The following is a 25,402-nucleotide window of genomic DNA, read 5'->3' as shown; positions in this document are numbered from 1 at the left end:
CGTTCCATAAAGGAACGGCCCTTCTATTTAATCTAAAATTTTCACATACGGCTCATCTTGCTTCGCCTCACGTATAATAATCGCTTCTGGACGTTCTACAGATTTAATCGTTACTTGTACTTTCATATAATTCGGGAAGTATTCCATAACAAGCCCGGCTACATATTGTGTAAAGCCAATTATTTCTGCTTTCCCATTAAACTGGACAGGAATATCAAGCTTTATTTCTCTTAATTCATCGTCTCTATACATACCAGTACCGATAACAGCTGTATAGTCACCTTGGAAATAATCGCTTAATTTTGCCTTGAAGTTTGATACTCTCGCCAAGTCTTCACGTTTATTATCTGTTTTCGCTTGTTCAGATGGGAACAAATAATATTTCTCATTAATTTGTTTCCAATCCTCAACCGTTTCACTACCTTTTTCGACATTCGCATAAGAAACAAAGTTACCTGGCACGAGCGAAGACTTCGGAGCCTGACGATAAATTGCAAATGTTATCGGAAGGTTTTTTGTCTCAGGATCTTGTTGATGCATAACTTTCAAGATTTCTGGCACCATTTTTTTCCCTTCAGCTAACATCTTTTCATTCGAAATTGCAGCCTCACGCGGGTACCCATGCTCTTCCTCATAATAATGAACCGAATTCATTGCTAATCCAACTACAATGCCACTACGCTCATCTTTTTCGCCTTTGTTCACATAATAATCATGCTCTAAAATATTTGAAATATATATTGGATTTTTTTTATTTTTCACTTCTAATGATTCGGATCCTGTACCTAATGCAGGATTTAACCCTATGTTCGGGAATTTAACCGCATCTTTTTTTAATGTATCTTCTAGTTCCTTTTGTTCTGCATCTGTACGTTTTCTTTTAACAAGCATCTGTATATACTGAGTAGTTAGGGATTTTCCACCTTTGAAAACATTATCTTTCGTACTAAATGATTCTTTCGCAATACGCATTAATCCTGTTTCAAATTCATCTATATCAAGACGATTACTTACTCCTTGCACAACTAAGCCACGTGCGTTTCCTCCCACAAATGGAATAGTCGTCTTATAATATTCATCCGAAATAGAGTAATTCGGGACGATTGCTTGCTCTTTTGCTTTCCCCGATTTCTCAACCACTTTTTCATCTTTATCGGCACCTGCACTACACCCACTTACAAGTAGGCCAAGGCTTAATACCGCTAATGCTATTTTTTTCATGGTAAGTTTGCACCTCTTACTTATTTAGCTCTTGTAAGAACCTCTCTTCATTCCAAACCTCGACATTATGTTTCTCCGCTTGTGCTAATTTCGAACCCGCCGCTTCACCTGCAACAACTAAATCTGTACTTTTACTAACACTTCCTGTTACTTTTCCACCTAATGCCTCAATCTTTTTCTTCGCTTCACTACGTCCCATAACTTCTAATTTCCCTGTTAAAACGACAGTTTTTCCTGCGAAGTACGACTCAACGTTTTGTAAATCAGCAATTTTCATGCCTTTATATGTCATGTTCACGCCGTATTCTTTAAATTGTTGTAATAACTCTAATACGTCTTCATTATCGAAATACGTTACTACGGATTGAGCCATTTTTTCACCAATTTCATTAATTGCTTTTAGTTCTTCTTCCGTTGCCTTCACAAGCGCATCCATCGTTTCGAAATGCTCTGCAAATGTACGTGCCGCTTTCGCTCCAACATGGCGAATACCAAGACCGAATAATAATCGCTCTAATGAGTTTTCTTTAGAATTCTCAATTGCTTGTACTAAATTCGTTGCTGATTTTTCTCCAAATCGTTCTAGCTGTAATAATTGCTCTTTCGTCAACGAATATAAATCAGCAAATGTACGAATATAATCTGCCTCAAAGAGTTGTGTAATGACACGTTCTCCAAGTCCATCAATATTCATTGCATTTCTTGAAACGAAATGGATTAACCCTTCTCGAATTTGAGCAGGACAAGTTGGATTTATACAACGAAGTGCTACCTCTTCTTCTAAACGAACTAGTTCACTCTCACATGCTGGGCAATGCGTTGGCATATGATATTCTTCTTCCTCACCAGTACGCTTATCGAAAATAACATTCACAACTTCAGGAATAATATCTCCAGCCTTCTTCACAACAACGTAGTCACCAATTCGAATATCTTTTTCACGAATTAAATCTTCGTTATGTAAAGAAGCACGACGAACGATCGTACCAGCCACTCGCACTGGCTCTAGCTCTGCAGTCGGTGTTACAACCCCTGTACGACCAACACTTAATTCAATGCCTGTTAATCTTGTTACAACTTCTTCAGCTGGGAATTTATAAGCAATTGCCCATCTTGGACTCTTTGCTGTAGTGCCTAGACTTTCTTGAAGAGCAACATCATCTACTTTTATAACGATCCCATCAATTTCATAATCAAGATGCGGACGTTTTTCTTGCCATTCTTCTACATAAGCTATAACTTCTTCAATTGTTTCACATGTGCGTCGATTTGGATTTGTTTTGAATCCAAGTTCACCTAAGAAATCAAGCGATTCACTATGTGATAGGATTGTTTTTTCTTCTACATTCGCAAGACCGTATACAAACATAGATAAGTTACGCTTCGCTGCAATTTTCGGGTCAAGTTGGCGGATTGAACCTGCTGCCGCATTACGCGGATTCGCAAATACATCTTCACCATTTTGCTCTTTTTCTTCATTTAACTTAACGAATGAACGCTTCGGCATATAAGCTTCGCCTCGTGCCTCTAACGTTACTTCTTCATTTAAACGAAGCGGGATTGCTTTAATCGTTTTTAAATTTTGGGTAATATCTTCACCTGTTACACCATCACCACGTGTTGCCCCTTGAATGAAGCGTCCTTTTTCATAATGAAGTGAAACAGCAAGTCCGTCAATTTTTAATTCGCATATATATCTTACATTCGCATCATCAATTCCTTGACGTACTCGTCGGTCAAAATCACGTAAATCTCCTTCGTTAAATGCATTTCCTAAACTTAACATCGGTGACTTGTGTGTTACTTTTTCAAATATATCAAGAACCGTTCCCCCAACGCGAACGGAGGGAGAATCTTCACTCATAAACTCTGGGTTCTCTGCTTCTAATTTTATAAGCTCCTGCATATTACGGTCATACTCCGCATCAGAAACAGAAGGATTGTCTAACACGTGATATTGATAGTTAAATGTATTTAACAAATCACGTAGTTCTTCTATACGTTTTTTTGCTATCTCTTTTGACATATCCTCATTCCTTTCCTATTGTTTCGTCACAGGTGCAAATTTTGCTAACAAGCGTTTAACACCAATTGGGCTTGGGAACGCAATATCTAATTCTTTTGCATCACCTTCACCTTTTACACTTACAACTGTACCGATTCCCCATTTTTGGTGGGAAGCTTTATCGCCTACTGCCCAGCCGATTTGTTCGCCGCCTGTCGTCTTAGCTGCAGGACGCGCGAAAGCTGAACGAGAACGTGTTGTAGTTGTCGTTTTACTGCTACTTGCCACTCTTCCTTTTGCACCAAACGAAGTTTCACGCTTCGGCGCTGTTTCATTTAATGATTCCACTAGTTCTGTCGGGATTTCTGTAATAAATCGAGATGCGGCATTCATACTTGTTCTACCAAATAATGTACGCATTTGTGCATTGGATAAATACAACTCTTCTTCTGCACGAGTAATACCGACATAAGCAAGACGACGCTCTTCTTGCATTTCATCTTCTTCCATTAGAGAACGAGTATGCGGGAATATTCCTTCCTCTAAACCAACAATAAAGACAACTGGGAATTCTAGTCCTTTCGCTGAATGCATCGTCATTAAAATAACTTCCTCACCAGCAGTTGGGTCTTCATCTACACGATCAATATCTGCAACAAGTGCTAAGTCTGTTAAGAATGCAACAAGACTCTTATCTTCGCTTTGAGATTCAAATGTTTGCGTAACAGATAAAAACTCATCTAAGTTCTCTAGACGACCTTCTGCTTCTAACGTACGCTCGTTTTTCAACATGTCGCGATAGCCTGTTTTCTCAATGACTTCTTCTACCAATTCTGTAACAGATAAATACTCTTGCATATTTACCCAGTTGTGTAATAAACCTGCGAATTCCTTTACTGCCTTTGTAACCTTTGCACTTACTCCAACATGCTCAATCTCATCGAATACAGCTGTTAATGAAATTCCATTTTGTACACCGTAATTAATAATTTTGTCGATAGAAGTCGCACCAATTCCACGCTTTGGCACGTTAATAATACGTGCGAAACTAATCTCATCATCTGGATTCCCAATTAAGCGTAAATACGCCAAAATGTCTTTAATCTCTTTACGGTCGTAGAACTTCGTACCGCCGACAATTTTGTAAGGAATATTAGATTTCAGGAAAATCTCCTCGACCATACGAGACTGCGCATTTGTACGATATAACACTGCAAAATCAGTATATTTTCGTTTTCCCATTTGAATATCGTCGCGAATTTTTTTCGCAACAAAGTATGCTTCGTCCTTTTCGGTTGCAGCACGATAATACGAAATTTTGTTTCCAACTTCATTATCTGTCCATAATTTCTTCGGTTTACGATTCGTATTTCTTTCAATAACCGCATTCGCTGCATTTAAAATATTTTGTGACGAACGATAATTTTGTTCTAACAGGATAACTTGCGCATTCTCATAGTCTTTTTCGAATGACAAAATGTTGGAAATGTCCGCACCACGCCAGCGATAAATTGACTGATCTGAGTCACCTACAACACATAAATTTTTAAAACGTGCTGCTAAATGTTTAACAAGAAGGTACTGCGCTTTGTTCGTATCTTGATACTCATCCACGTGAATATACTGGAATTTGCGCTGATAAAACTCTAGTACTTCTGGAACACGTTCAAATAGTTGAATCGTCGTCATAATTAAATCATCAAAGTCTAATGAGTTATTTTTCAAAAGACGTTTTTGATATTCTGTATATACATCGCTCGTTAATTTTTCATACGGATCAGCAATTGTAATTTTCTTCGCATATTTATCCGCAGATAACAATTCATTTTTCGCATTACTAATACCAGCTAAAATAGAGCGCGGTTCAAATTTCTTCGGATCAATATTGCGCTCTTTCATAATTTTTTTGACTACAGTTAACTGATCACCTGAATCTAAAATTGTAAAGTTACGATTAATACCAATGCGATCGATATCACGTCGTAAAATACGTACACACATAGAGTGGAACGTAGAAATCCAAATATCTTCAGCTTCTGGTCCGACAAGTGTATCAATACGCTCGCGCATTTCACGAGCGGCTTTATTTGTAAAGGTAATAGCTAGTACATTCCATGGCGCTACTCCTTTTTCACCGAGTAAATACGCAATACGATGTGTTAACACGCGTGTTTTACCACTACCTGCGCCTGCCATTAATAGAAGTGGTCCGTTCGTTGTTTGTACTGCTTTTTGTTGCTGCGGATTTAAACCATTTAATAATCTATCTGTCATACTCATATACGCCTGCACCTACTCTCCTTTTACTGCTTTAACCGTTTTTAACGCTGCTTTTATATCATCATAAATAATATTTCCGACAACTACTGTATCAGCATGCTGCGCCATTTCCTTCGCCTGTTCAGCATTAGAAATACCGCCGCCATAATATAACTTAGCTTGTTTCAATTCTGCTTTCACATTTTTAACAAGTTCAACATCTCCATACGTACCGCTATATTCTAAATAAAATATCGGTAAACGTAATAGCTTGTCTGCTAAACGCGCGTATGCAATCACATCATCTTCTGTTACATCACACTTTGCATCTGTAAGCTGGGCTACTTTCGCTTCAGGATTTAAAACACAATATCCTTCCATAAAAATTTCGTCCCAATCCATAATATCCCCAAATTCTTTCAAAGCCTCATGATGAACGCCTGTTACCCATTCCACCTTTCGGCTATTTAAAACGCTTGGGATATAATAAAAATCGAATCCTGGTGTAATTGCTTCCACATCAGAAACCTCTAACACACAAGGAACTGCATATCTACGAATGCTAACTAGCATGTGTAGTACATTATCAATTGTCACCCCATCACTTCCGCCTACAATAACAGCATCTGTTCCAGACTCACAAATCATTTCTAAATGTTCGTCACTTAATTCCTTATTCGGATCAAGCTTAAATACATGTTTCCATCCGGAAATATCGTACATGAAAACACCCTTTCTTTTCTCAAGTTGTATATATTTCTGTTTAAAATAACAGTTTATTTTCATCATTATTGTTTTAACTTCATCTTAAATATTTGTTTAAAACGGAGAATTAAGTTTGGAATTACCTCTTCCATATTTTTTAAACTAGAGGATTTAATTTTGAAGTTCCTTTTATGCATTCTTTCATTATAACAAAAAAAGTTACTTACACACACGCACATTCCAACATCTTTTTCCACGTCAAATGTTGGATTACATATCCGAAAAATCAAAAGGGATACTAATAAAAGAAATAGTATTATCTATTTCAACTTTCATAAAAAGGAGTGTTTTTCTAATGAAGCAAAATATCGGTACAATAAATGCCCTAATTCGAATTACACTCGGACTTGTCCTCTTTGGTTGTAGTGCAACGAAACTCGTGCGCAAACCTTGGTGCACTTGGTCTAACATTTTGCTATGGATTGGTGCAATGAAAGTTGCAGAGGGAATTGTTCGTTTCTGCCCTATTGTTGAGATGTGGAAATTCGGAAAATACATGAATATGGGGGCATTTAAAATGCCTAGCATGGATTTTGCTAAAAAGGGACATACTAAAGAAGAAGCGAATCAAACCTCCAATCACGACAAACCACAGTCAAATGGAAGTTATGACGCTTCTGACAAAGAGATTGAGTCAGCGATTGAAGATATAATCCTGGCAAAACCGCTTTGAATCATTTGTCACGATGTAAGATGCTCTCAAAGGGACTTAGCTGCTGCAGTGGGCGGTTAAGTCTTCTTTATTTTACCACGAAACAGAACATACATTCTTATTTTAAGTATTTAAATATACATAATCAATAAAATTCAGAAAATTAGGTGTAAACCCCTTGCTTAAAATGATATAAAAGTGATATCATTTTTATATCAGGAGGCGATCATATGAAAGAAAAACAAGTATTTTACGTTAATGGTTTTCTTGGGATTATTGGAATTTTAATTTTAGCCGCTATCGGTGTATTTTTCCTTGTACAAGAAATTTTCATAGGAGCAGCATTAACTATTATTTTAGCTGCAGTTCTTGCTACAGGTATCGGGATTGTTCAGCCAAATCAAGCAAAAGTCATTACGTTTTTCGGTAATTATTTAGGAACAATTCGTCAAAACGGTTTATTTTTAACGATTCCGTTCGCGTTCCGTCAAACTGTATCGTTACGTGTTGAAAACTTTAATAGTAAAAAATTAAAAGTAAATGATGTCGACGGCAACCCAATTGAAATTGCAGCTGTTATCGTATATAAGGTTGTTGATTCTGCAAAAGCAATGTTCGGCGTTGAACATTATGATCGATTTGTAGAAATTCAAAGCGAAACGGCAATCCGCCACGTTGCAACGAAATATCCTTATGACAATTTTCAAGATGAAACTTGCATTACGTTACGTGGAAACACTGAAGAAATCTCTGAAGAATTAAAACGCGAGTTAGAAGCACGCCTTGAAATTGCTGGCGTAGAAGTATTAGAAACTCGTTTAACACATTTAGCTTACGCAACAGAAATTGCCCATGCAATGCTACAACGTCAACAAGCAAAAGCAGTATTAGCTGCTAGAAAAGAGATTGTTGAAGGTGCTGTGAAGATGGCAAAAGATTCAATCCATATGTTAGATGAAGAAGGCGTACTAGAACTCGATGACGAGCGTAAAGCAAATATGGTGAACAACTTATTAGTTGCCATCGTTTCAGACAAAGGTGCGCAACCAGTTATTAATACAGGAAGCCTATACTAAAAGGTTGTAAATCCTTATGGCTAAAAAGAAAAGCTTTCCATTACGTATTGATCCTGAATTACACGCAGTCATCGAAAAATGGGCGAATGATGAGTTTCGTAGCGTCAATGCACACATCGAATATTTACTTCGAGAAATGGCAAAGCAAAAAGGGAAATTAAAAAAGGATAAAGATGCATAAAAAATCCCGCTGAGGAATCAGCGGGATTTTTCACATATTAATTTCTCGTCATCTCATGCCCAATTGCACGATATCCTATATCACTTCGGTAAAATAGACCATCACTCTCAATTTTACCGATTTCTTTATATACTTTATCTTTTGCTTCTTGTAAACTATTCGCCTTACAAGCAACAAATAGTACACGGCCACCGTTTGTCACAAAGTCACCATGTTTCATTGCTGTACCCGCATGGAAAACAATTACATCTTGCAATGCATCTAGCCCTTTAATAATTTCACCTTTTTTATATGCTTCCGGGTATCCTTTCGAAGCAAGCACAACACCAATTACCGATTCCTCTGACCATTGTAACGTTAACTCACTTTCATCTAATACAGCGTTACATACATCCACTAAATCATTTTCTAAACGGGGTAATACAACTTCAGTTTCAGGATCGCCAAAACGTGCATTAAATTCAATTACCTTTGGACCATCATTTGTTAAAATAAGTCCCGCATATAAAATTCCTGTAAACGATCGATTTTCTTGGATCATCGCTTTAGCAGTTGGATGTAACACCGTTTCAATCGCCTCTTGAACTGCTGACTCCGAAATTTGTGGTACTGGAGAATATGCACCCATTCCGCCAGTATTTGGACCTTTATCACCATCAAAAGCTCGTTTATGATCTTGTGCAATTACCATCGGATGTACAGTTGTTCCATTCACAAATGCCATTAATGAAAATTCTTGTCCATCTAAAAACTCTTCAATAACAACTTTCTTACTCGCTTCCCCGAACTTTACATCTTGCAGCATTTCTTTCACAGCTTGTAATGCCTCTTCAAGTGTCATTGCTACCGTTACACCTTTACCAGCCGCTAAACCGTCTGCCTTAATAACAATTGGTGCACCAACCTTTTCAATGTACTTTACTGCTTCTTCATAGTCTGTAAAAGTTTCGTACGCTGCAGTTGGAATATTATATTTTTTCATAAGCTCTTTTGTAAAAGCTTTACTACCTTCAATAACAGCAGCCGCTTGATTCGGACCAAATACGCGAAGTCCCTCTTCTTTAAAACGATCAACAATTCCATTCATAAGTGGAATTTCTGGTCCAACGAAAGTTAACTCAACATGATTCTCTTTCGCAAATAAAACTAATGCATCAAAATCATTTTCATCAATATCAATTGGTGTTGCAACATCACGCATACCTTCATTACCTGGTGCTACATATACCTTTTCTACTTTTTCAGATTGTGCAAACTTCCAAGCTAAAGCATGCTCACGCCCACCGCGGCCAATTACTAAAACATTCATATTTCATCCCCCAATATTTAAATAAGTACAAACTAGAAGCTATGCTCCTAGTTTGTTTTTTCATATCAATCAAAGTTTAAAAAGGAGGATTAAGAGAACCGAGCAGGTCGAGGCGCATTTGCCAGGAGGACACGGAGTGTAGTTTTCCTACATGAGTACCGCACTGGCATTGCAACGACGACATGCGAAGGTGATCTTAACCGGACTTTTTAAATATCCTCTATTAGTGTTTGAAATGACGTACGCCAGTGAACACCATAGCAATCCCATATGTATCCGCCACTTTAATAGAATCTTCATCACGGATTGATCCGCCTGGTTGAATGATTGCTGTAATTCCTGCTTTTGCTGCTTCTTCTAATGTATCTGGCATTGGGAAGAAAGCATCAGATGCAAGCGCGCTACCTTGTGCTTTTTCACCAGCTTGTGTAATTGCGATTTTTGCAGAACCTACACGGTTCATCTGTCCCGCACCGACACCAATTGTCATATCATCTTTCGCTAAAACAATTGCATTTGACTTCACATGTTTTACAACTTTCCAAGCTAATTTTAAATCTTTCCATTCTTGCTCTGAAGGTTCACGTTTTGTTGGAATTGAAATTGTACTTTCATCTAATGATAACGTATCTTCCTCTTGAACGAGAAGGCCACCTTGTACAGAAGTTAGTTTTTTGCTCGCGCTTGTCGATTTTTCAATATTTACAGTTAGTAAACGTAAGTTTTTCTTACTTTGCAATACTTCCAAAGCTTCTTTTGAGAAAGAAGGTGCAATAATAATTTCTAAGAAAATTTCATGTAACTTTTCAGCTGTAGCTTTATCAATTTCACGATTCGCTGCAATAATGCCTCCAAAAATGGATACTGGATCCGCTTCATAAGCACGTGTGTATGCTTCATGAATATCCGTACCTACTCCAACACCACATGGATTCATATGTTTTACCGCTACTACTGCTGGTTCTGTAAATTCTTTCACGATGCTAAGCGCTGCGTCTGCATCATTAATATTGTTATACGATAATTCCTTACCGTGTAATTGTTCTGCGTATGCAACAGAAGAAGTTGCTGCGAATGGCGCTTTATAGAAAGTTGCTTTTTGATGTGGGTTCTCGCCATAACGTAAGTCTTGCTTTTTCTCAAATGTCACAGTTAATGTTTCAGGACTTTCTTCACCCATTTGCTCTGTTAAGTAATTAGAAATTAGTGCATCATATGCTGCTGTATGACGGAATACTTTTGCTGCTAGTTTACGTTTTGTTTCCTCTGCTACTTCACCGTTCTCTTTTAATTCAGCTAATACAACATCATAATCTACTGGATCTACAATTACAGATACGAATTTATGATTTTTCGCAGCAGAGCGAATCATTGTCGGGCCACCGATATCAATATTTTCAATTGCATCAGCAAATGTTACATCAGGCTTAGCGATTGTTTCTTTGAATGGGTATAAGTTAACGACAACAAAATCAATTGGCTCTATACCTAACTCATTCATTTGTGCTACATGCGTTTCATTATCACGAACTGCTAATAGACCACCATGAATATTTGGATGTAATGTTTTCACACGACCATCCATAATTTCTGGGAAACCAGTTACTTCAGAAATACCGATTACTTGTAAGCCGTTTTCTTCTAGTAATTTTTTCGTACCACCTGTTGATATAACTTCGATCCCTTGTTCTAGTAAACCTTTAACAAATTCTACTACTCCTGTTTTATCTGAAACACTTACTAATGCACGCTTTTTCATTTACCCTTCACCCCTGGTTGTATGTTAGTTAACAGTTGGTTCTTTCGTAGATTGAACAATTTGATTCACTGTATTTACGTATAATTTATGTTCAACTTGTTGAATTTTCTTTTGTAAGCTTTCTCTCGTATCCCCTTCAGAAACAACTACTGCTTCTTGTGCAATAATTGGCCCTGTATCCATACCTGCGTCTACATAATGAATCGTTACTCCAGTTACTTTCACACCTGCTTCTAACGCTTGACCAACAGCATCTTTCCCTGGAAAACTCGGTAATAGTGATGGATGAATATTAATAATCCTTCCGCCGTAAGCTTCTAGTAAAGTTGGTCCAATTAAACGCATATATCCAGCTAAAATAACATAATCAATTTCATACTCTTCTAGCTTCTTTAATATCTCTTTTTCAAACGCTTCTTTTGACTCATATGCTTTCGCTGAAAAAGCGAAACACGGGATATGATGATAATGTGCTCGCCCAACAGCGCGTGCTTCTGGTTTATCACATACTAATAAACTAATTTCTGCATCCAATCTTTTTTCTTCTACTGCATTAACGAGAGATTGAAAGTTAGATCCGCTTCCAGAAGCAAAAACTGCTAATCTACTCATAGCGCTGTGCCTCCATTAAAAGTAACGCCAGCTCCTTGTACAGTGCGTCCAATAATACGAGCAGTTTCTCCTTGCTCTTCAAGAAGACGAACAACATCTTTTGCATCTTCTTCCTTCACCGCTACTACCATACCAATACCCATGTTAAAAATATTGAACATTTCTTTCTCTTCCAGCTTGCCAACTTCTTGAAGTAAACTAAAGATCGGCTGAATTTCCCAAGATCCTAATTCAATTTCTGCACCGATTTCTTCTGGTAACATACGTGGAATATTTTCAATGAATCCGCCACCTGTAATATGTGCCATACCGTATACTTCATATTTCTTCAATAGTTCTAAAATAGGTTTGACATAAATTTTCGTTGGTTTTAATAATTCTTCACCAAGAGGTAGCTCTAAGCGTCCGTAAATGCGATCTAAAGATAGCTCTCCATCTTCTAGTAATACTTTTCGTACTAAAGAATAACCGTTACTATGAATACCGCTAGATGCCAAGCCAATTAATACGTGACCAGCTTCAATTTTTTCACCTGTTACAATTTTCTTTTTATCAACGATCCCAACTGTAAAACCAGCTAAATCGTATTCTTCTGTAGAATACATTCCTGGCATTTCAGCTGTTTCTCCACCAATTAAAGCACAACCTGCTTGGCGACAGCCCTCTGATATACCTTTGACGATGTTTTCAATTTTACTAGGTTCAGCTTTACCACAAGCAATATAATCAAGGAAGAAAAGCGGCTCTGCTCCTTGGACAACAATATCATTTACACACATTGCTACTGCATCAATACCAATTGTGTCATGTTTATCTGCCATAAAAGCGAGCATCAATTTCGTTCCCACGCCATCTGTTCCAGATACTAATACAGGTTCTTCTAATGCAAATTTTGATAGATCAAACATACCTCCAAAACCGCCTAAACCGCCTAGTACTTCTTTTCTCATTGTTGTTTGTACGTGTTTTTTCATGCGAGATACCGCTTCATATCCAGCTTCAATATCTACTCCTGCTTGCTTATATGCATTCGCCATCGTTATTTACACCTCGTCTTTTAATTTCTCCCTATCCTGTGCGGGCCGTTTTAAGAAAGAAGCTAGCTTCTACATCAAAAGAAGTAGAAGCTTTTTTCTTCTTATTTCATACTTTCTAAAAGCTCTTGCTCATAATCATAAAGAGCTGTTGGATAATCTCCATTGAAGTACGCCATACAAAGGCCACCGTATTTCCCTTCATATGGACGTCCAATTGCATCTACTAATCCATCTTCACTTAAAAATGTTAATGAGTCTGCACCGATCATTTCACGAATTTCTTCTACCGTATGATTTGCTGCAATTAATTCTTTTCTCGTTTGAATATCAATGCCATAGAAACATGGATATTTCAAAGGTGGTGAAGCTATTCTTACGTGAACTTCTGTCGCTCCAGCCTCGCGAAGCATACGAACAATTCGTTTACTCGTTGTTCCTCGTACGATAGAATCATCAATCATAACAACTCGTTTCCCCTCAACCACACCTCTTACTGCTGAAAGCTTCATCTTAACCCCTTGCTCTCGCAGTTCCTGAGAAGGTTGAATAAACGTACGTCCAACGTAACGATTTTTAATTAATCCTAACTCATATGGAATGCCTGTCGCCTCCGCATAACCAATTGCTGCTGAAATGCTAGAGTCTGGTACACCAGTAACAACATCAGCTTCAATAGGAGCTTCTGCCGCCAGACGTTTCCCCATGTTTTTACGTGCTGCATGGACATTAACACCAGCGATATTTGAATCTGGGCGTGCGAAGTAAATGTATTCCATACTGCAAATTGCATGTTCTACATCATTTGTAAAACGATCTACGTGAATTCCATCATCATTAATGATAAGTAATTCACCCGGTTCTACATCACGAATGTATGTTGCACCTACTACATCAAAAGCACATGTTTCTGATGCTACAACGTAAGCATCTCCCATCTTTCCAATTGAAAGGGGACGGAATCCATTTGGATCTAGCGCAACAATCATTTCATTTCCAGTTAGTAAAAGATATGCAAACGCACCTTTCACTTTATTTAAAGCTTCTTTTACACTTTCAATTAACGAATCTTTCGTACTACGTTTAATAAGATGTAAAAGTACTTCTGTATCTGAACTTGTTTGAAAAATACTTCCCTCTGCCTCTAATTCACGACGAAGCATTTTGGCATTAATTAAATTCCCGTTATGAGCTAATGCCATACTATGATCAGAAAAACGGAATAGTAATGGTTGAACGTTAGCCACTTCACTTCCACCAGCCGTCGCGTATCGTACGTGTCCGATTGCTGATTTTCCGTTCAATCCTTCTAGCTCTCCTCTTGAAAACACTTCTGATATTAAGCCTAACCCCTTGTGACCGACGATTTTTTCTCCATTATTTACGACAATGCCTGCGCCTTCTTGTCCACGGTGCTGTAAACTGTGCAATCCGTAGTATGAAACTTGTGCCGCATTTTCATGCCCCCAAATTCCGAAAACGCCACATTCTTCGTTTAACCCCTTTATTTCAGCAAGCATGGGATTGCCCCTTTCCAAGCCTTTCTCATTTCATCTACATTTGCTGTAAGTAATACTTCATTTTCTTCATTATGAATTGTTACTTCATTTGTATTTGTTACTTCTCCAACTTGAATTGCTTCTACCGCTTTTTCGAACGCTTCTTTATTTTCACGTTTTACAGTTATTACGAAGCGGGATTGTGATTCCGCAAATAATGCCGCTGTTGCTTCCCCGTCTAATTTCACAGTAGCACCTAAGCCGTTAGCACCAATTGCACTTTCTGAAATTGCAACTGCTAAACCACCTTCAGCAACGTCATGTGCAGATTGAACAAGGCCAGCTTGAATGGCTGCTAATACTTGTTTTTGACGTTTTAATTCTACGTCTAGATCGATACTTGGTGATTGACCGAAAATTTTGCCGTGAAGCATTTTCTGTAATTCACTTCCACCAAACTCAGCTTTCGTCTCTCCGATAACATAAACTAAATCGCCAGCTTGCTTAAACTCTTGTGTTGTTACATGTTTTAAATCGTGTACAAGTCCAACCATCCCAACTGTCGGTGTTGGGTATACCGCTTCACCACTACGTTCGTTATACATTGATACATTTCCGCCAATAACTGGTGTTTGTAATGTGCGACAAGCTTCACTCATACCATCTACTGATTTCTCAATTTGCCAGAAGATTTCTGGTTTTTCTGGGTTACCGAAGTTTAAGCAATCTGTAATTGCAAGTGGCTCCCCGCCAGAACATACGATATTACGTGCTGCCTCTGCTACTGCAATTTTACCGCCCACTTCTGGATCTAAATAAATGTAGCGAGAGTTACAATCTGTCGTCATTGCTAATCCTTTTTCTGTACCGCGTACACGTACAACTGCTGCATCTGAACCTGGTGTAACAACTGTGCTTGTGCGAACTTGATAATCATATTGATCATAAACCCACTCTTTACTTGCAATCGTCGGTTGTTGTAATAGAGCGAATAACGTTTCTTTATAGTTTTCTACTTTCGGCGTTTCCATTTTCATTTCTTGGAACTCAGCAAAATATGCTGCTTCTTGTGATGGTTTATGGTAAATTGGTGCTTCTTCTGCAAGAGCATCTGCTGGTACTTCAGCTACCATTTCACCTTTATGGAATAAACGAAGCATTTTGTCTTCCGTTACTTTCCCCATCGTAACGGCTGCAAGACCATACTTCTCAAATAAATCTACTATCTCTTGTTCTCTACCTTTTTTCACAACAATTAACATACGCTCTTGTGATTCAGATAGCATCATTTCATATGGTGTCATTCCTGTTTCACGCTGTGGTACATCATCTAAGTACATTTCAATACCCATGCCTGCTTTACTTGCCATTTCTGCAGAAGATGATGTTAAACCAGCTGCACCCATATCTTGAATTCCAACAAGTGCATCCGATTGAATAAGTTCTAAGCAAGCTTCGATAAGAAGTTTCTCCATAAATGGATCTCCTACTTGAACTGCTGGACGCTTCGCTTCTGAGCTTTCAGATAACTCTTCAGATGCGAATGTTGCACCGTGGATACCATCACGACCAGTTGATGCTCCTACGTACATTACTGTATTTCCAGCACCGTGCGCTTGCCCTTTTTTAATGTCCTCGTGGTTAATTAAGCCTACGCACATTGCATTTACAAGTGGATTTCCTTCATAACATGGATCAAACTGTACTTCGCCGCCAACCGTTGGAATACCGATACAGTTACCGTATCCTGCAATTCCTGCTACTACTTCTTCGAATAAGTATTTCACACGTGGTGATTGTAATTCTCCAAATCGAAGTGAGTTTAATAGAGCTACTGGACGTGCTCCCATAGAGAATACGTCACGAATAATACCGCCAACACCTGTTGCTGCTCCTTGATATGGCTCAATAGCAGAAGGGTGGTTATGACTTTCCATTTTAAATACAACCGCTTGATTATCACCGATGTCTACAATGCCAGCACCTTCCCCAGGCCCTTGCAAGACGCGCTCACCTGTTGTTGGGAATTTTCGAAGTACTGGTTTTGAATTTTTATAACTACAATGTTCAGACCACATAACAGAGAATAATCCTGTTTCTGTATAATTTGGCAGACGGCCTAAAATCTTTTCAACCATGGCAAACTCTTCGTCTGTTAGCCCCATTTCCGCATATATGCGCTCTTCTTTAATTTGTGTTGGATTTGGTTCAAGCATTAACGACATATGTTTCCCTCCACTGTTTTAAGATAGATTGAAAGACTTTTAACCCTTCAGCACCGCCAAGTAATTCATCTACAGCACGCTCTGGGTGTGGCATCATACCAAGTACATTTCCTTTTTCGTTTACAATACCAGCAATATCTGAAACGCTTCCGTTCGGGTTTTCTACGTAACGGAATGCGATTTGATTATTCTCTTCTAATTGTTTAAGAGTCTCTTCATCACAATAGTAATTCCCCTCACCATGTGCAATTGGAATATTGATTACTTCATCTTTTTCATATTGTGATGTAAACATCGTTTCATTATTTTCAACACGTAACTGAACTGTTCGACACATAAATTTTAAGTTTTCATTTCTCATTAATGCTCCTGGTAATAATCCTGATTCAACAAGAATCTGGAATCCATTACATACACCTAAAATTGGCTTTCCTTGCTCAGCAGCTTTTTGTACTGCTTTCATTGCATTTGCAAAGCGAGAAATAGCACCGCAGCGTAAGTAGTCACCGTAAGAGAAACCACCTGGTAGTAGAATTGCATCATATTCATCTAAATTCTCTGTATCGTGCCAAACGTAATCTACTTCTTCGCCAAGCTCATCTTTAATTGCATGGAACATATCGACATCACAGTTCGAACCTGGAAATACTATTACGGCAAATTTCACTGTGCGACAACCTCCTCAACTTCATAACGGAAGTCTTCCATTACAACGTTTGCTAATAGTTTTTCACACATTTCCTTTACCTTACTATCTAAGTCAGTTACCGATTTATCAATTGTTAGTTCCATGTACTTTCCAATTCGAACATCTTGTACTTCTGTGAATGAAAGGCTATGAAGTGCTCCTTTTACTGCTGTTCCTTGTGGATCTAATACGCTTTCTCTTAATGTTACATATACCTTAACTTTATACATGTGAAATTCCCCCTAAACGTTTTAAAATCTCTTCATAAGCATCTGTTAAATTTCCAAGATCACGACGGAATACGTCTTTATCAAACTTCTCATTGCTCGTTTCATCCCATAAACGGCAAGTATCTGGTGAAATTTCATCTGCTAAAATGATTTCTCCTTCATCCGTTACACCAAACTCTAATTTGAAATCTACTAATCTTACACGACAGCTTGCGAAATGATCAATCAACACTTGATTGATTTGTAGAGCCATATCTCGTAATACGCTTACTTGCTCTGGCGATGCAACGTTTAATACACGAATATGATCTTCCGTTACAAGCGGATCTCCTAAATCATCATCTTTGAAGTAAAATTCTACGATTGGTTCTGCAAGTACAGTTCCCTCTTCCATTCCGAATCGTTTTGAAAGACTTCCTGCAATTACATTTCTTGTGACAACTTCTAAAGGAATAATACTCACTTTCTTAACAAGTTGTTCTGTTTCAGATAGCTTCTCAACAAAGTGTGTTTTAATTCCTACTTCTTGTAACTTTCTGAACAATAAAGTTGTAATCTCATTGTTCAAACGACCTTTCCCTGTAATCGTCTCTTTTTTCTCCCCATTGAAAGCAGTCGCACTATCTTTGTACTCTACCCAAACCATATCTGCTGATTCTGTACGATAAATTCTTTTTGCCTTACCTTCATACAGCAATTCTAGCTTTTGCATTTCGCAAGCCCCCTGTAGTTTGAAAAATGTGAATAATGTTTTTATAAAGAATGGCACAGAATGACTCTATTCTGTGCCATATGAAATTTTACGCTTCGTTTAATCCTAGGCGTTCAAAGATTGTATCAACGTGTTGCATATGATGCTCATAGTTGAAGCATTCATTAATTTCTTCTTGTGTTAACTTGCTCGTAATACGCTCATCAGCTTCTACAAGCTCTTTAAATTGTACTTGTGTTTCCCAAGCTTCCATCGCTTTAGGTTGTACGATATCGTAAGCTTCTTCACGCACCATACCTTTATCGATTAATGTAAGCATTACGCGCTGAGAATAAATTAAGCCGTATGTTCTTGTCATATTGCGTTTCATATTCTCTGGGTATACAGTTAAGTTTTTAACGATATTACCAAAGCGATTTAGCATGTAATTTAACGCGATTGTAGCATCTGGTAAAATTACGCGTTCTGCTGAAGAATGAGAAATATCACGCTCATGCCATAATGGAACATTCTCATAAGCTGTCATCATATAACCGCGGATAACACGAGCTAAACCAGTCATATTTTCAGATCCAATTGGATTACGCTTATGCGGCATTGCAGAAGAACCTTTTTGACCTTTTGCGAAAGCTTCTTCAACTTCACGTGTTTCACTCTTTTGTAAACCACGAATCTCAACTGCCATCTTTTCAATAGATGTTGCGATTAATGCAAGTGTTGACATGTAATGAGCATGGCGATCACGTTGCAATGTTTGTGTTGAAATTGGTGCTGCTTCTAATCCTAAGTTTTCACAAACATACTTTTCTACGAATGGATCGATATTTGCATATGTACCAACCGCACCAGATAATTTACCAACACGAACTGTATTAGCAGCTTGTTTGAAACGCTCTACGTTACGTTTCATTTCTTCATACCAAAGACCAAGTTTTAAACCGAATGTTGTTGGTTCTGCATGAACACCGTGTGTTCTTCCCATCATGATCGTGTATTTATGCTCTTTTGCTTTATTAGCTAAAATACTTACGAAGTTTTCTAAGTCTTTTAATATGATTTCATTCGCTTGTTTTAAGATGTAAGATAACGCTGTATCTACTACGTCTGTAGATGTTAAACCGTAATGAATCCATTTACGTTCCTCGCCTAATGCTGGTGTTTCTGATACAGCACGAGTGAATGCAACTACGTCATGACGTGTCTCTTTTTCAATTTCATAAATACGATCAATATCAAATGATGCATGCTCACGAATTTTCTTAACATCTTCTTTCGGAATATCGCCAAGCTCAGCCCATGCTTCACAAGCTAAAATCTCAACTTCTAACCACGCTTTAAATTTGTTCTCTTCCGTCCAAATTGCACCCATTTCTGGGCGTGTATAACGACTAATCATCTTTTTCCCTCCAACAGTTGTTCTTGATGGTCCCAAATATGCAAACTCTTCGCTTTTTCTAGAGCGACTTCAATATTATCATTTAAAATATTAACATGCCCCATCTTCCGCTGTGCTTTTGCTTCTTCTTTTCCATACAAGTGTAAATAGCACCCGGTTAATCTATTCACTTGTCTTAGGACCCCTTCTATATGTTCGCCTAAAATGTTTACCATGACAACTGGTTTTAACAAATTTGTTTCTCCAAGAGGTAAATTACAGATTGCTCGAATATGTTGACCGAATTGACTCGTTTCACATGCATCCTGTGTATAGTGTCCTGAATTGTGAGGTCTTGGTGCTAATTCATTAATGTAAATCTTACCATCAGCTGTAACAAACATCTCTACCGCTAGTGTTCCCACAAGTTCTAGTTCATCCGCAAGCACTTTTGCATAAGCAATAGCTTTTTGAGAAAGTTCTTCTGTAATGTGAGCCGGAACGATGGATTCATGCAAAATGTTATTTACATGAATATTTTCCGCTACCGGAAATACTTTCGTTTCACCACTTACACTACGAATGACAATAACTGATACTTCTTTTTCAAAAGGCACCCATTTCTCTAAAATACACTCTGCTGCATTCGCAAGCTCTCGCGCTGTATCAACGTCATCCTCACTTCTTAAAACAACTTGCCCTTTCCCATCATATCCGCCTGTCGTCGTTTTTAAGACGGAAGGATATGATAATTCAGCGATTGCTTCAGTAAGCTGATCTTGATTTTGAACTAATCTATACGTTGCTACTGGTAATCCTGCTTTCTCAATCGCATTCTTTTCTGTAAAACGATTTTGTGTTTTACTTAACAACTGACTGCCTTGCGGTAAGTAAGCATGTTTTTCAAGCCATTGTAAACATCTATAATCAATATTCTCAAATTCATATGTGACAACATCACTGATCTCCGCTAAATGCTGAATTGCTTTTAAATCGTCATATGATGCAACAATTTCAATATCAGCAACTTGTGCACATGGTGAGTTTTTTGTAGGATCTAAAACAGCAATTTTATATCCCATCTCCTTAGCTGCCAATGCCATCATTCTTCCTAGCTGGCCGCCTCCAATAATACCGATTGTTTTTCCAGGTAAAATGATTCTCGTCATACTAGCTCACTACCTTCGCGCACATCTTTTTCAATTGCTTCTCTTCTCAATTCTAATGCATCATATATGTCATCATGGAATGATCCAAGTATTTGTGCAGCAAGTAAACCAGCATTTGTTGAACCAGCCTTACCAATTGCAACAGTTGCAACTGGAACCCCTCCTGGCATTTGGACGATGGATAATAATGAATCTAAGCCGTTTAACGCTTTTGATTGAACTGGCACTCCGATTACAGGAAGATTCGTCTTCGCTGCAACCATTCCTGGTAAATGCGCTGCTCCACCAGCTCCAGCAATAATAACCTTCAATCCACGTTCACGAGCCGTCTCTGCATATTCAAACATATAATCCGGAGTCCGATGAGCGGATACAACTTTTTTCTCATACGGTATATTTAATTCATCTAAAATGTCACAAGCATATTTCATTGTTTCCCAGTCTGACGTGCTTCCCATTATGACTCCAACTAGTGATTTCATATTAGAATCCCCCCGATTCAAATAAAAAAAGCCTGAAATAGAACATTTTCTCTTTTACTATGAGAGAAAGCGCTCTACTCAGGCATACGTATCCCTTGTGAATAGAAAAATACCGAGTGACTTTCCCTCATAGTCTAACGAATAACGGTCGTTAGGTAGAGACTTGCAGGCCATATCCCCGCGATTATATGAGGTCTTATATATTATTCTTTCTATGGCTATATTAACAATATTTTATAAACAATGTCAACAAATAATCGAATGTTTTTTTATTACTAACCAATAACGTTCGTGTTTTAGTTATATTCAAAAGAATAATTGTAACTATATACAAGAAGGATAAGCAATTAGAATATATATTTCTAGAGATCTACCATACATAAAACGGTTTGTATATTAATTCTGTATGCTTTTATATAAAGTGAAACTTTAATCAACCCTCACCAATCGGGCTTTTACGGGCAGTAAGACCCCCACCTAGCTTCTTTGCTTCCGCTGAAATTTGAGGTGGGGGTCTTACTGCCCGTTAATGCGGAATAAAGCATATCGTTTCTATTCCTTTGTATCGCATTCATTACTGTAATGATTGAATACTTATTTTCATTCTTATATCATCCCGCTTTTCTTACTCTCATTATGTAAAATATATACTTGTAGTAAGAAATAACAGTTACCCTCAATAGCCTCATTTTCATTCTTTTCTCTCATTAAGATTACTAAATTTACGGATTATGTCATTTGATATATATAAATAAACACAAAAAAACCTAAGTCGAAACGACTTAGGTTTTTGCTTGGCGACGTCCTACTCTCACAGGGACAAGGTCCCAACTACCATCGGCGCTAGAGAGCTTAACTTCCGTGTTCGGTATGGGAACGGGTGTGACCTCTCTGCCATCATCACCAAACTATTGAAGGCATATTCCTTCAAAACTAGATAACATTGCTACATATTATATGGTTAAGTCCTCGATCTATTAGTATTCGTCAGCTCCACATGTCACCATGCTTCCACCTCGAACCTATCAACCTGATCATCTTTCAGGGATCTTACTAGCTTACGCTATGGGAAATCTCATCTTGAGGGGGGCTTCATGCTTAGATGCTTTCAGCACTTATCCCTTCCGCACATAGCTACCCAGCTATGCCCTTGGCAGAACAACTGGTACACCAGCGGTGCGTCCATCCCGGTCCTCTCGTACTAAGGACAGCTCCTCTCAAATTTCCTACGCCCACGACGGATAGGGACCGAACTGTCTCACGACGTTCTGAACCCAGCTCGCGTACCGCTTTAATGGGCGAACAGCCCAACCCTTGGGACCGACTACAGCCCCAGGATGCGATGAGCCGACATCGAGGTGCCAAACCTCCCCGTCGATGTGGACTCTTGGGGGAGATAAGCCTGTTATCCCCGGGGTAGCTTTTATCCGTTGAGCGATGGCCCTTCCATGCGGAACCACCGGATCACTAAGCCCGACTTTCGTCCCTGCTCGACTTGTAGGTCTCGCAGTCAAGCTCCCTTATGCCTTTGCACTCTACGAATGATTTCCAACCATTCTGAGGGAACCTTTGGGCGCCTCCGTTACACTTTAGGAGGCGACCGCCCCAGTCAAACTGCCCACCTGACACTGTCTCCCGGGTCGATAAGACCCGTAGGTTAGAATTTCAATACAGTCAGGGCGGTATCCCACCAGCGCCTCCACCGAAGCTAGCGCTCCGGTTTCAAAGGCTCCCGCCTATCCTGTACAAACTGTACCAAAATTCAATATCAGGCTACAGTAAAGCTCCACGGGGTCTTTCCGTCCTGTCGCGGGTAACCTGCATCTTCACAGGTACTATAATTTCACCGAGTCTCTGGTTGAGACAGTGCCCAAATCGTTACACCTTTCGTGCGGGTCGGAACTTACCCGACAAGGAATTTCGCTACCTTAGGACCGTTATAGTTACGGCCGCCGTTTACTGGGGCTTCAGTTCAGAGCTTCGCTTACGCTAACCCCTCTCCTTAACCTTCCAGCACCGGGCAGGTGTCACCCCCTATACTTCGCCTTACGGCTTCGCAGAGAGCTGTGTTTTTGCTAAACAGTCGCTTGGGCCTATTCACTGCGGCTTTCCGTTAAGAAAGCACCCCTTCTCCCGAAGTTACGGGGTCATTTTGCCGAGTTCCTTAACCAGAGTTCTCTCGCACACCTTAGGATTCTCTCCTCGCCTACCTGTGTCGGTTTGCGGTACAGGCACCTTTTATCTCGCTAGAAGCTTTTCTTGGCAGCGGGGAATCAAAGACTTCGCTCCATAAGGAGCTTCCCCATCACAGCTCAGCCTTTACGATAAGCGGATTTGCCTACTTATCAGCCTAACTGCTTGGACGTGCACAACCAATCGCACGCTTCTTCTATCCTTCTGCGTCCCTCCATTGCTCAAACGATAAAGAGGTGGTACAGGAATATCAACCTGTTGTCCATCGCCTACGCCTGTCGGCCTCGGCTTAGGTCCTGACTAACCCTGAGCGGACGAGCCTTCCTCAGGAAACCTTAGGCATTCGGTGGACGGGATTCTCACCCGTCTTTCGCTACTCATACCGGCATTCTCACTTCTAAGCACTCCACCAGTCCTTCCGGTCTGACTTCACTGTCCTTAGAACGCTCCCCTACCACTGATACCATTCGGTATCAATCCGCAGCTTCGGTGGTGTATTTAGCCCCGGTACATTTTCGGCGCAGAGTCACTCGACTAGTGAGCTATTACGCACTCTTTAAATGGTGGCTGCTTCTAAGCCAACATCCTAGTTGTCTAAGCAACTCCACATCCTTTTCCACTTAATACACACTTTGGGACCTTAGCTGGCGGTCTGGGCTGTTTCCCTTTTGACTACGGATCTTATCACTCGCAGTCTGACTCCTAAGGATAAGTCATTGGCATTCGGAGTTTGACTGAATTCGGTAATCCGATGAGGACCCCTAGTCCAATCAGTGCTCTACCTCCAAGACTCTTACACTTAAGGCTAGCCCTAAAGCTATTTCGGGGAGAACCAGCTATCTCCAGGTTCGATTGGAATTTCTCCGCTACCCACACCTCATCCCCGCACTTTTCAACGTGCGTGGGTTCGGGCCTCCATTCAGTGTTACCTGAACTTCACCCTGGACATGGGTAGATCACCTGGTTTCGGGTCTACGACCACGTACTAAACGCCCTATTCAGACTCGCTTTCGCTGCGGCTCCGCCTCTTCAGCTTAACCTCGCACGGGATCGTAACTCGCCGGTTCATTCTACAAAAGGCACGCCATCACCCGTTAACGGGCTCTGACTATTTGTAGGCACACGGTTTCAGGATCTCTTTCACTCCCCTTCCGGGGTGCTTTTCACCTTTCCCTCACGGTACTGGTTCACTATCGATCACTAGGGAGTATTTAGCCTTGGGAGATGGTCCTCCCAGATTCCGACGGAATTTCACGTGTTCCGCCGTACTCAGGATACATTCAAGAGAGAACGAAGTTTCGACTACGGGGTTGTTACCCTCTACGACGGACCTTTCCAGGTCGCTTCGTCTACCTCGTTCCTTTGTAACTCCGTATAGAATGTCCTACAACCCCAAGAGGCAAGCCTCTTGGTTTGGGCTATGTTCCGTTTCGCTCGCCGCTACTCAGGAAATCGCATTTGCTTTCTCTTCCTCCAGGTACTTAGATGTTTCAGTTCCCTGGGTCTGTCTTCCTTACCCTATGTATTCAGATAAGGATACCATACCATTACGTATGGTGGGTTTCCCCATTCGGAAATCTTCGGATCAAAGCTTACTTACAGCTCCCCGAAGCATATCGGCGTTAGTCCCGTCCTTCATCGACTCCTAGTGTCAAGGCATCCACCGTGCGCCCTTTCTAACTTAACCAAACTAAAATTAAAAAATATGAGCTACACTGTTATCTAGTTTTCAAAGAACATACATTTATATATGAGAGATAGTTCTCTCAAAACTGAACAAAACGAAACACGGAAACTTATATTGATGAACAGCGTTCATCAATTCTCCATAGAAAGGAGGTGATCCAGCCGCACCTTCCGATACGGCTACCTTGTTACGACTTCACCCCAATCATCTGTCCCACCTTAGGCGGCTGGCTCCAAAAAGGTTACCCCACCGACTTCGGGTGTTACAAA

The 25,402-nt window shown here is 39.6% G+C and carries 19 protein-coding genes, 3 rRNA genes and 1 riboswitch (1 of these 23 only partly in view); of the genes, 3 read left to right on the top strand and 19 right to left on the bottom strand.

All coding sequences use genetic code 11. The annotated features are described in order from the left end of the window. Nucleotides 1-27 precede the first annotated feature (27 nt). The 4 genes from PSR14_RS01895 to PSR14_RS01880 are packed head-to-tail and all read right to left on the bottom strand — an operon-like array spanning nucleotide 28 to nucleotide 6,208. On the bottom strand, nucleotides 28-1,221 hold the full coding sequence (locus PSR14_RS01895; RefSeq protein ID WP_000717043.1) for a CamS family sex pheromone protein: 1,194 nt from the start codon (nucleotides 1,219-1,221) through the stop codon (nucleotides 28-30). Between the two features lie 16 nt (nucleotides 1,222-1,237). Further along, nucleotides 1,238-3,247, bottom strand: coding sequence for an NAD-dependent DNA ligase LigA (ligA, locus tag PSR14_RS01890; RefSeq protein WP_000031440.1), 2,010 nt, complete (start codon nucleotides 3,245-3,247; stop codon nucleotides 1,238-1,240). A gap of 15 nt (nucleotides 3,248-3,262) precedes the next feature. Further along, nucleotides 3,263-5,506 (bottom strand): DNA helicase PcrA, encoded by a 2,244-nt coding sequence (pcrA, locus tag PSR14_RS01885; protein WP_220779458.1) that lies wholly within the window; start codon nucleotides 5,504-5,506, stop codon nucleotides 3,263-3,265. Nucleotides 5,507-5,518: 12 nt separating this feature from the next. Then, complete coding sequence (locus tag PSR14_RS01880; RefSeq protein WP_000272089.1) at nucleotides 5,519-6,208, bottom strand: heptaprenylglyceryl phosphate synthase; 690 nt, start codon at nucleotides 6,206-6,208, stop codon at nucleotides 5,519-5,521. A 337-nt stretch (nucleotides 6,209-6,545) separates the two neighbouring features. Here PSR14_RS01880 and PSR14_RS01875 point away from each other — a divergent pair, with 337 nt between their 5' ends. The 3 genes from PSR14_RS01875 (at nucleotide 6,546) to PSR14_RS01865 (ending at nucleotide 8,159) form a co-directional block, all read left to right on the top strand. After that, a complete protein-coding gene (locus tag PSR14_RS01875; RefSeq protein ID WP_000812349.1) occupies nucleotides 6,546-6,923 on the top strand; it encodes a DUF2892 domain-containing protein in 378 nt (125 codons plus the stop codon). Nucleotides 6,924-7,132: 209 nt separating this feature from the next. Beyond that, nucleotides 7,133-7,978: an SPFH domain-containing protein gene (locus PSR14_RS01870; protein WP_000660683.1), complete on the top strand. Its 846-nt coding sequence runs from the start codon at nucleotides 7,133-7,135 to the stop codon at nucleotides 7,976-7,978. Between the two features lie 16 nt (nucleotides 7,979-7,994). Continuing rightward, complete coding sequence (locus PSR14_RS01865) at nucleotides 7,995-8,159, top strand: toxin-antitoxin system HicB family antitoxin (RefSeq protein WP_001085171.1); 165 nt, start codon at nucleotides 7,995-7,997, stop codon at nucleotides 8,157-8,159. 37 nt (nucleotides 8,160-8,196) lie between these two features. Here PSR14_RS01865 and purD read toward each other — a convergent pair whose 3' ends face one another. The 15 genes from purD to PSR14_RS01790 all read right to left on the bottom strand — a co-directional run. After that, complete coding sequence (gene purD / locus PSR14_RS01860; protein WP_001101951.1) at nucleotides 8,197-9,468, bottom strand: phosphoribosylamine--glycine ligase; 1,272 nt, start codon at nucleotides 9,466-9,468, stop codon at nucleotides 8,197-8,199. Between the two features lie 223 nt (nucleotides 9,469-9,691). After that, nucleotides 9,692-11,227, bottom strand: a complete 1,536-nt coding sequence (gene purH, locus PSR14_RS01855) for a bifunctional phosphoribosylaminoimidazolecarboxamide formyltransferase/IMP cyclohydrolase (RefSeq protein ID WP_000745403.1) — start codon at nucleotides 11,225-11,227, stop codon at nucleotides 9,692-9,694. Between the two features lie 24 nt (nucleotides 11,228-11,251). Then, the gene (gene purN / locus PSR14_RS01850; RefSeq protein ID WP_000088580.1) at nucleotides 11,252-11,839 is read right to left on the bottom strand and encodes a phosphoribosylglycinamide formyltransferase; all 588 of its coding nucleotides are present in this window, start codon (nucleotides 11,837-11,839) and stop codon (nucleotides 11,252-11,254) included. Continuing rightward, nucleotides 11,836-12,876, bottom strand: a complete 1,041-nt coding sequence (gene purM / locus PSR14_RS01845) for a phosphoribosylformylglycinamidine cyclo-ligase (RefSeq protein WP_001262431.1) — start codon at nucleotides 12,874-12,876, stop codon at nucleotides 11,836-11,838. Before purM ends, purN begins: the two co-directional genes overlap by 4 nt. A gap of 101 nt (nucleotides 12,877-12,977) precedes the next feature. Beyond that, nucleotides 12,978-14,393: an amidophosphoribosyltransferase gene (gene purF, locus PSR14_RS01840; protein WP_000879021.1), complete on the bottom strand. Its 1,416-nt coding sequence runs from the start codon at nucleotides 14,391-14,393 to the stop codon at nucleotides 12,978-12,980. Next, a complete protein-coding gene (purL, locus tag PSR14_RS01835; RefSeq protein ID WP_000055583.1) occupies nucleotides 14,378-16,597 on the bottom strand; it encodes a phosphoribosylformylglycinamidine synthase II in 2,220 nt (739 codons plus the stop codon). The genes purF and purL overlap by 16 nt, the downstream gene beginning before the upstream one ends. After that, nucleotides 16,581-17,264: a phosphoribosylformylglycinamidine synthase subunit PurQ gene (gene purQ, locus PSR14_RS01830; protein WP_000666779.1), complete on the bottom strand. Its 684-nt coding sequence runs from the start codon at nucleotides 17,262-17,264 to the stop codon at nucleotides 16,581-16,583. The genes purL and purQ overlap by 17 nt, the downstream gene beginning before the upstream one ends. Further along, nucleotides 17,261-17,515: a phosphoribosylformylglycinamidine synthase subunit PurS gene (gene purS / locus PSR14_RS01825; protein ID WP_000278826.1), complete on the bottom strand. Its 255-nt coding sequence runs from the start codon at nucleotides 17,513-17,515 to the stop codon at nucleotides 17,261-17,263. Before purS ends, purQ begins: the two co-directional genes overlap by 4 nt. Beyond that, entirely contained in the window at nucleotides 17,508-18,227 is a 720-nt protein-coding gene (gene purC / locus PSR14_RS01820) for a phosphoribosylaminoimidazolesuccinocarboxamide synthase (protein WP_098487272.1), read from the bottom strand. Before purC ends, purS begins: the two co-directional genes overlap by 8 nt. An 88-nt stretch (nucleotides 18,228-18,315) precedes the next feature. After that, entirely contained in the window at nucleotides 18,316-19,623 is a 1,308-nt protein-coding gene (purB, locus tag PSR14_RS01815; protein ID WP_000625677.1) for an adenylosuccinate lyase, read from the bottom strand. Continuing rightward, complete coding sequence (purK, locus tag PSR14_RS01810) at nucleotides 19,620-20,771, bottom strand: 5-(carboxyamino)imidazole ribonucleotide synthase (protein WP_098487273.1); 1,152 nt, start codon at nucleotides 20,769-20,771, stop codon at nucleotides 19,620-19,622. The genes purB and purK overlap by 4 nt, the downstream gene beginning before the upstream one ends. Further along, complete coding sequence (gene purE, locus PSR14_RS01805; RefSeq protein ID WP_000839371.1) at nucleotides 20,768-21,253, bottom strand: 5-(carboxyamino)imidazole ribonucleotide mutase; 486 nt, start codon at nucleotides 21,251-21,253, stop codon at nucleotides 20,768-20,770. The genes purK and purE overlap by 4 nt, the downstream gene beginning before the upstream one ends. A gap of 110 nt (nucleotides 21,254-21,363) precedes the next feature. After that, a riboswitch (purine riboswitch) is annotated at nucleotides 21,364-21,465 on the bottom strand. A gap of 580 nt (nucleotides 21,466-22,045) precedes the next feature. Then, a 5S ribosomal RNA gene (rrf, locus tag PSR14_RS01800) occupies nucleotides 22,046-22,161 on the bottom strand. Nucleotides 22,162-22,210: 49 nt separating this feature from the next. Beyond that, nucleotides 22,211-25,133 (bottom strand): 23S ribosomal RNA (locus PSR14_RS01795). 145 nt (nucleotides 25,134-25,278) lie between these two features. Continuing rightward, nucleotides 25,279-25,402 (bottom strand): 16S ribosomal RNA (locus PSR14_RS01790) (it continues 1,428 nt past the right edge of the window). Together the 16S, 23S and 5S rRNA genes form the textbook arrangement of a ribosomal RNA operon.

Origin of the sequence: Bacillus sp. A01H, from assembly GCF_045277205.1 — a bacterium.
GTDB classification, from domain to species: domain Bacteria; phylum Bacillota; class Bacilli; order Bacillales; family Bacillaceae_G; genus Bacillus_A; species Bacillus_A paranthracis.
Note: the sequence above shows the minus strand (reverse complement) of the source record. Positions and strands in the feature narration are given on the sequence as shown.

What these genes read in the sequence shown, in the direction of transcription:
- purD (WP_001101951.1), bottom strand. Translation starts at nt 9,468, where the DNA reads ATGAATGTTTTAGTAATTGGCCGCGGTGGGCGTGAGCATGCTTTAGCT.
- PSR14_RS01875 (WP_000812349.1), top strand. Translation starts at nt 6,546, where the DNA reads ATGAAGCAAAATATCGGTACAATAAATGCCCTAATTCGAATTACACTC.
- purK (WP_098487273.1), bottom strand. Translation starts at nt 20,771, where the DNA reads ATGACGAGAATCATTTTACCTGGAAAAACAATCGGTATTATTGGAGGC.
- purF (WP_000879021.1), bottom strand. Translation starts at nt 14,393, where the DNA reads ATGCTTGCTGAAATAAAGGGGTTAAACGAAGAATGTGGCGTTTTCGGA.
- purM (WP_001262431.1), bottom strand. Translation starts at nt 12,876, where the DNA reads ATGGCGAATGCATATAAGCAAGCAGGAGTAGATATTGAAGCTGGATAT.
- purH (WP_000745403.1), bottom strand. Translation starts at nt 11,227, where the DNA reads ATGAAAAAGCGTGCATTAGTAAGTGTTTCAGATAAAACAGGAGTAGTA.
- purE (WP_000839371.1), bottom strand. Translation starts at nt 21,253, where the DNA reads ATGAAATCACTAGTTGGAGTCATAATGGGAAGCACGTCAGACTGGGAA.
- PSR14_RS01880 (WP_000272089.1), bottom strand. Translation starts at nt 6,208, where the DNA reads ATGTACGATATTTCCGGATGGAAACATGTATTTAAGCTTGATCCGAAT.
- PSR14_RS01895 (WP_000717043.1), bottom strand. Translation starts at nt 1,221, where the DNA reads ATGAAAAAAATAGCATTAGCGGTATTAAGCCTTGGCCTACTTGTAAGT.
- purC (WP_098487272.1), bottom strand. Translation starts at nt 18,227, where the DNA reads ATGCAAAAGCTAGAATTGCTGTATGAAGGTAAGGCAAAAAGAATTTAT.
- purB (WP_000625677.1), bottom strand. Translation starts at nt 19,623, where the DNA reads ATGATTAGTCGTTATACACGCCCAGAAATGGGTGCAATTTGGACGGAA.
- PSR14_RS01870 (WP_000660683.1), top strand. Translation starts at nt 7,133, where the DNA reads ATGAAAGAAAAACAAGTATTTTACGTTAATGGTTTTCTTGGGATTATT.
- purL (WP_000055583.1), bottom strand. Translation starts at nt 16,597, where the DNA reads ATGTCGTTAATGCTTGAACCAAATCCAACACAAATTAAAGAAGAGCGC.
- pcrA (WP_220779458.1), bottom strand. Translation starts at nt 5,506, where the DNA reads ATGAGTATGACAGATAGATTATTAAATGGTTTAAATCCGCAGCAACAA.
- purS (WP_000278826.1), bottom strand. Translation starts at nt 17,515, where the DNA reads ATGTATAAAGTTAAGGTATATGTAACATTAAGAGAAAGCGTATTAGAT.
- purN (WP_000088580.1), bottom strand. Translation starts at nt 11,839, where the DNA reads ATGAGTAGATTAGCAGTTTTTGCTTCTGGAAGCGGATCTAACTTTCAA.
- ligA (WP_000031440.1), bottom strand. Translation starts at nt 3,247, where the DNA reads ATGTCAAAAGAGATAGCAAAAAAACGTATAGAAGAACTACGTGATTTG.
- PSR14_RS01865 (WP_001085171.1), top strand. Translation starts at nt 7,995, where the DNA reads ATGGCTAAAAAGAAAAGCTTTCCATTACGTATTGATCCTGAATTACAC.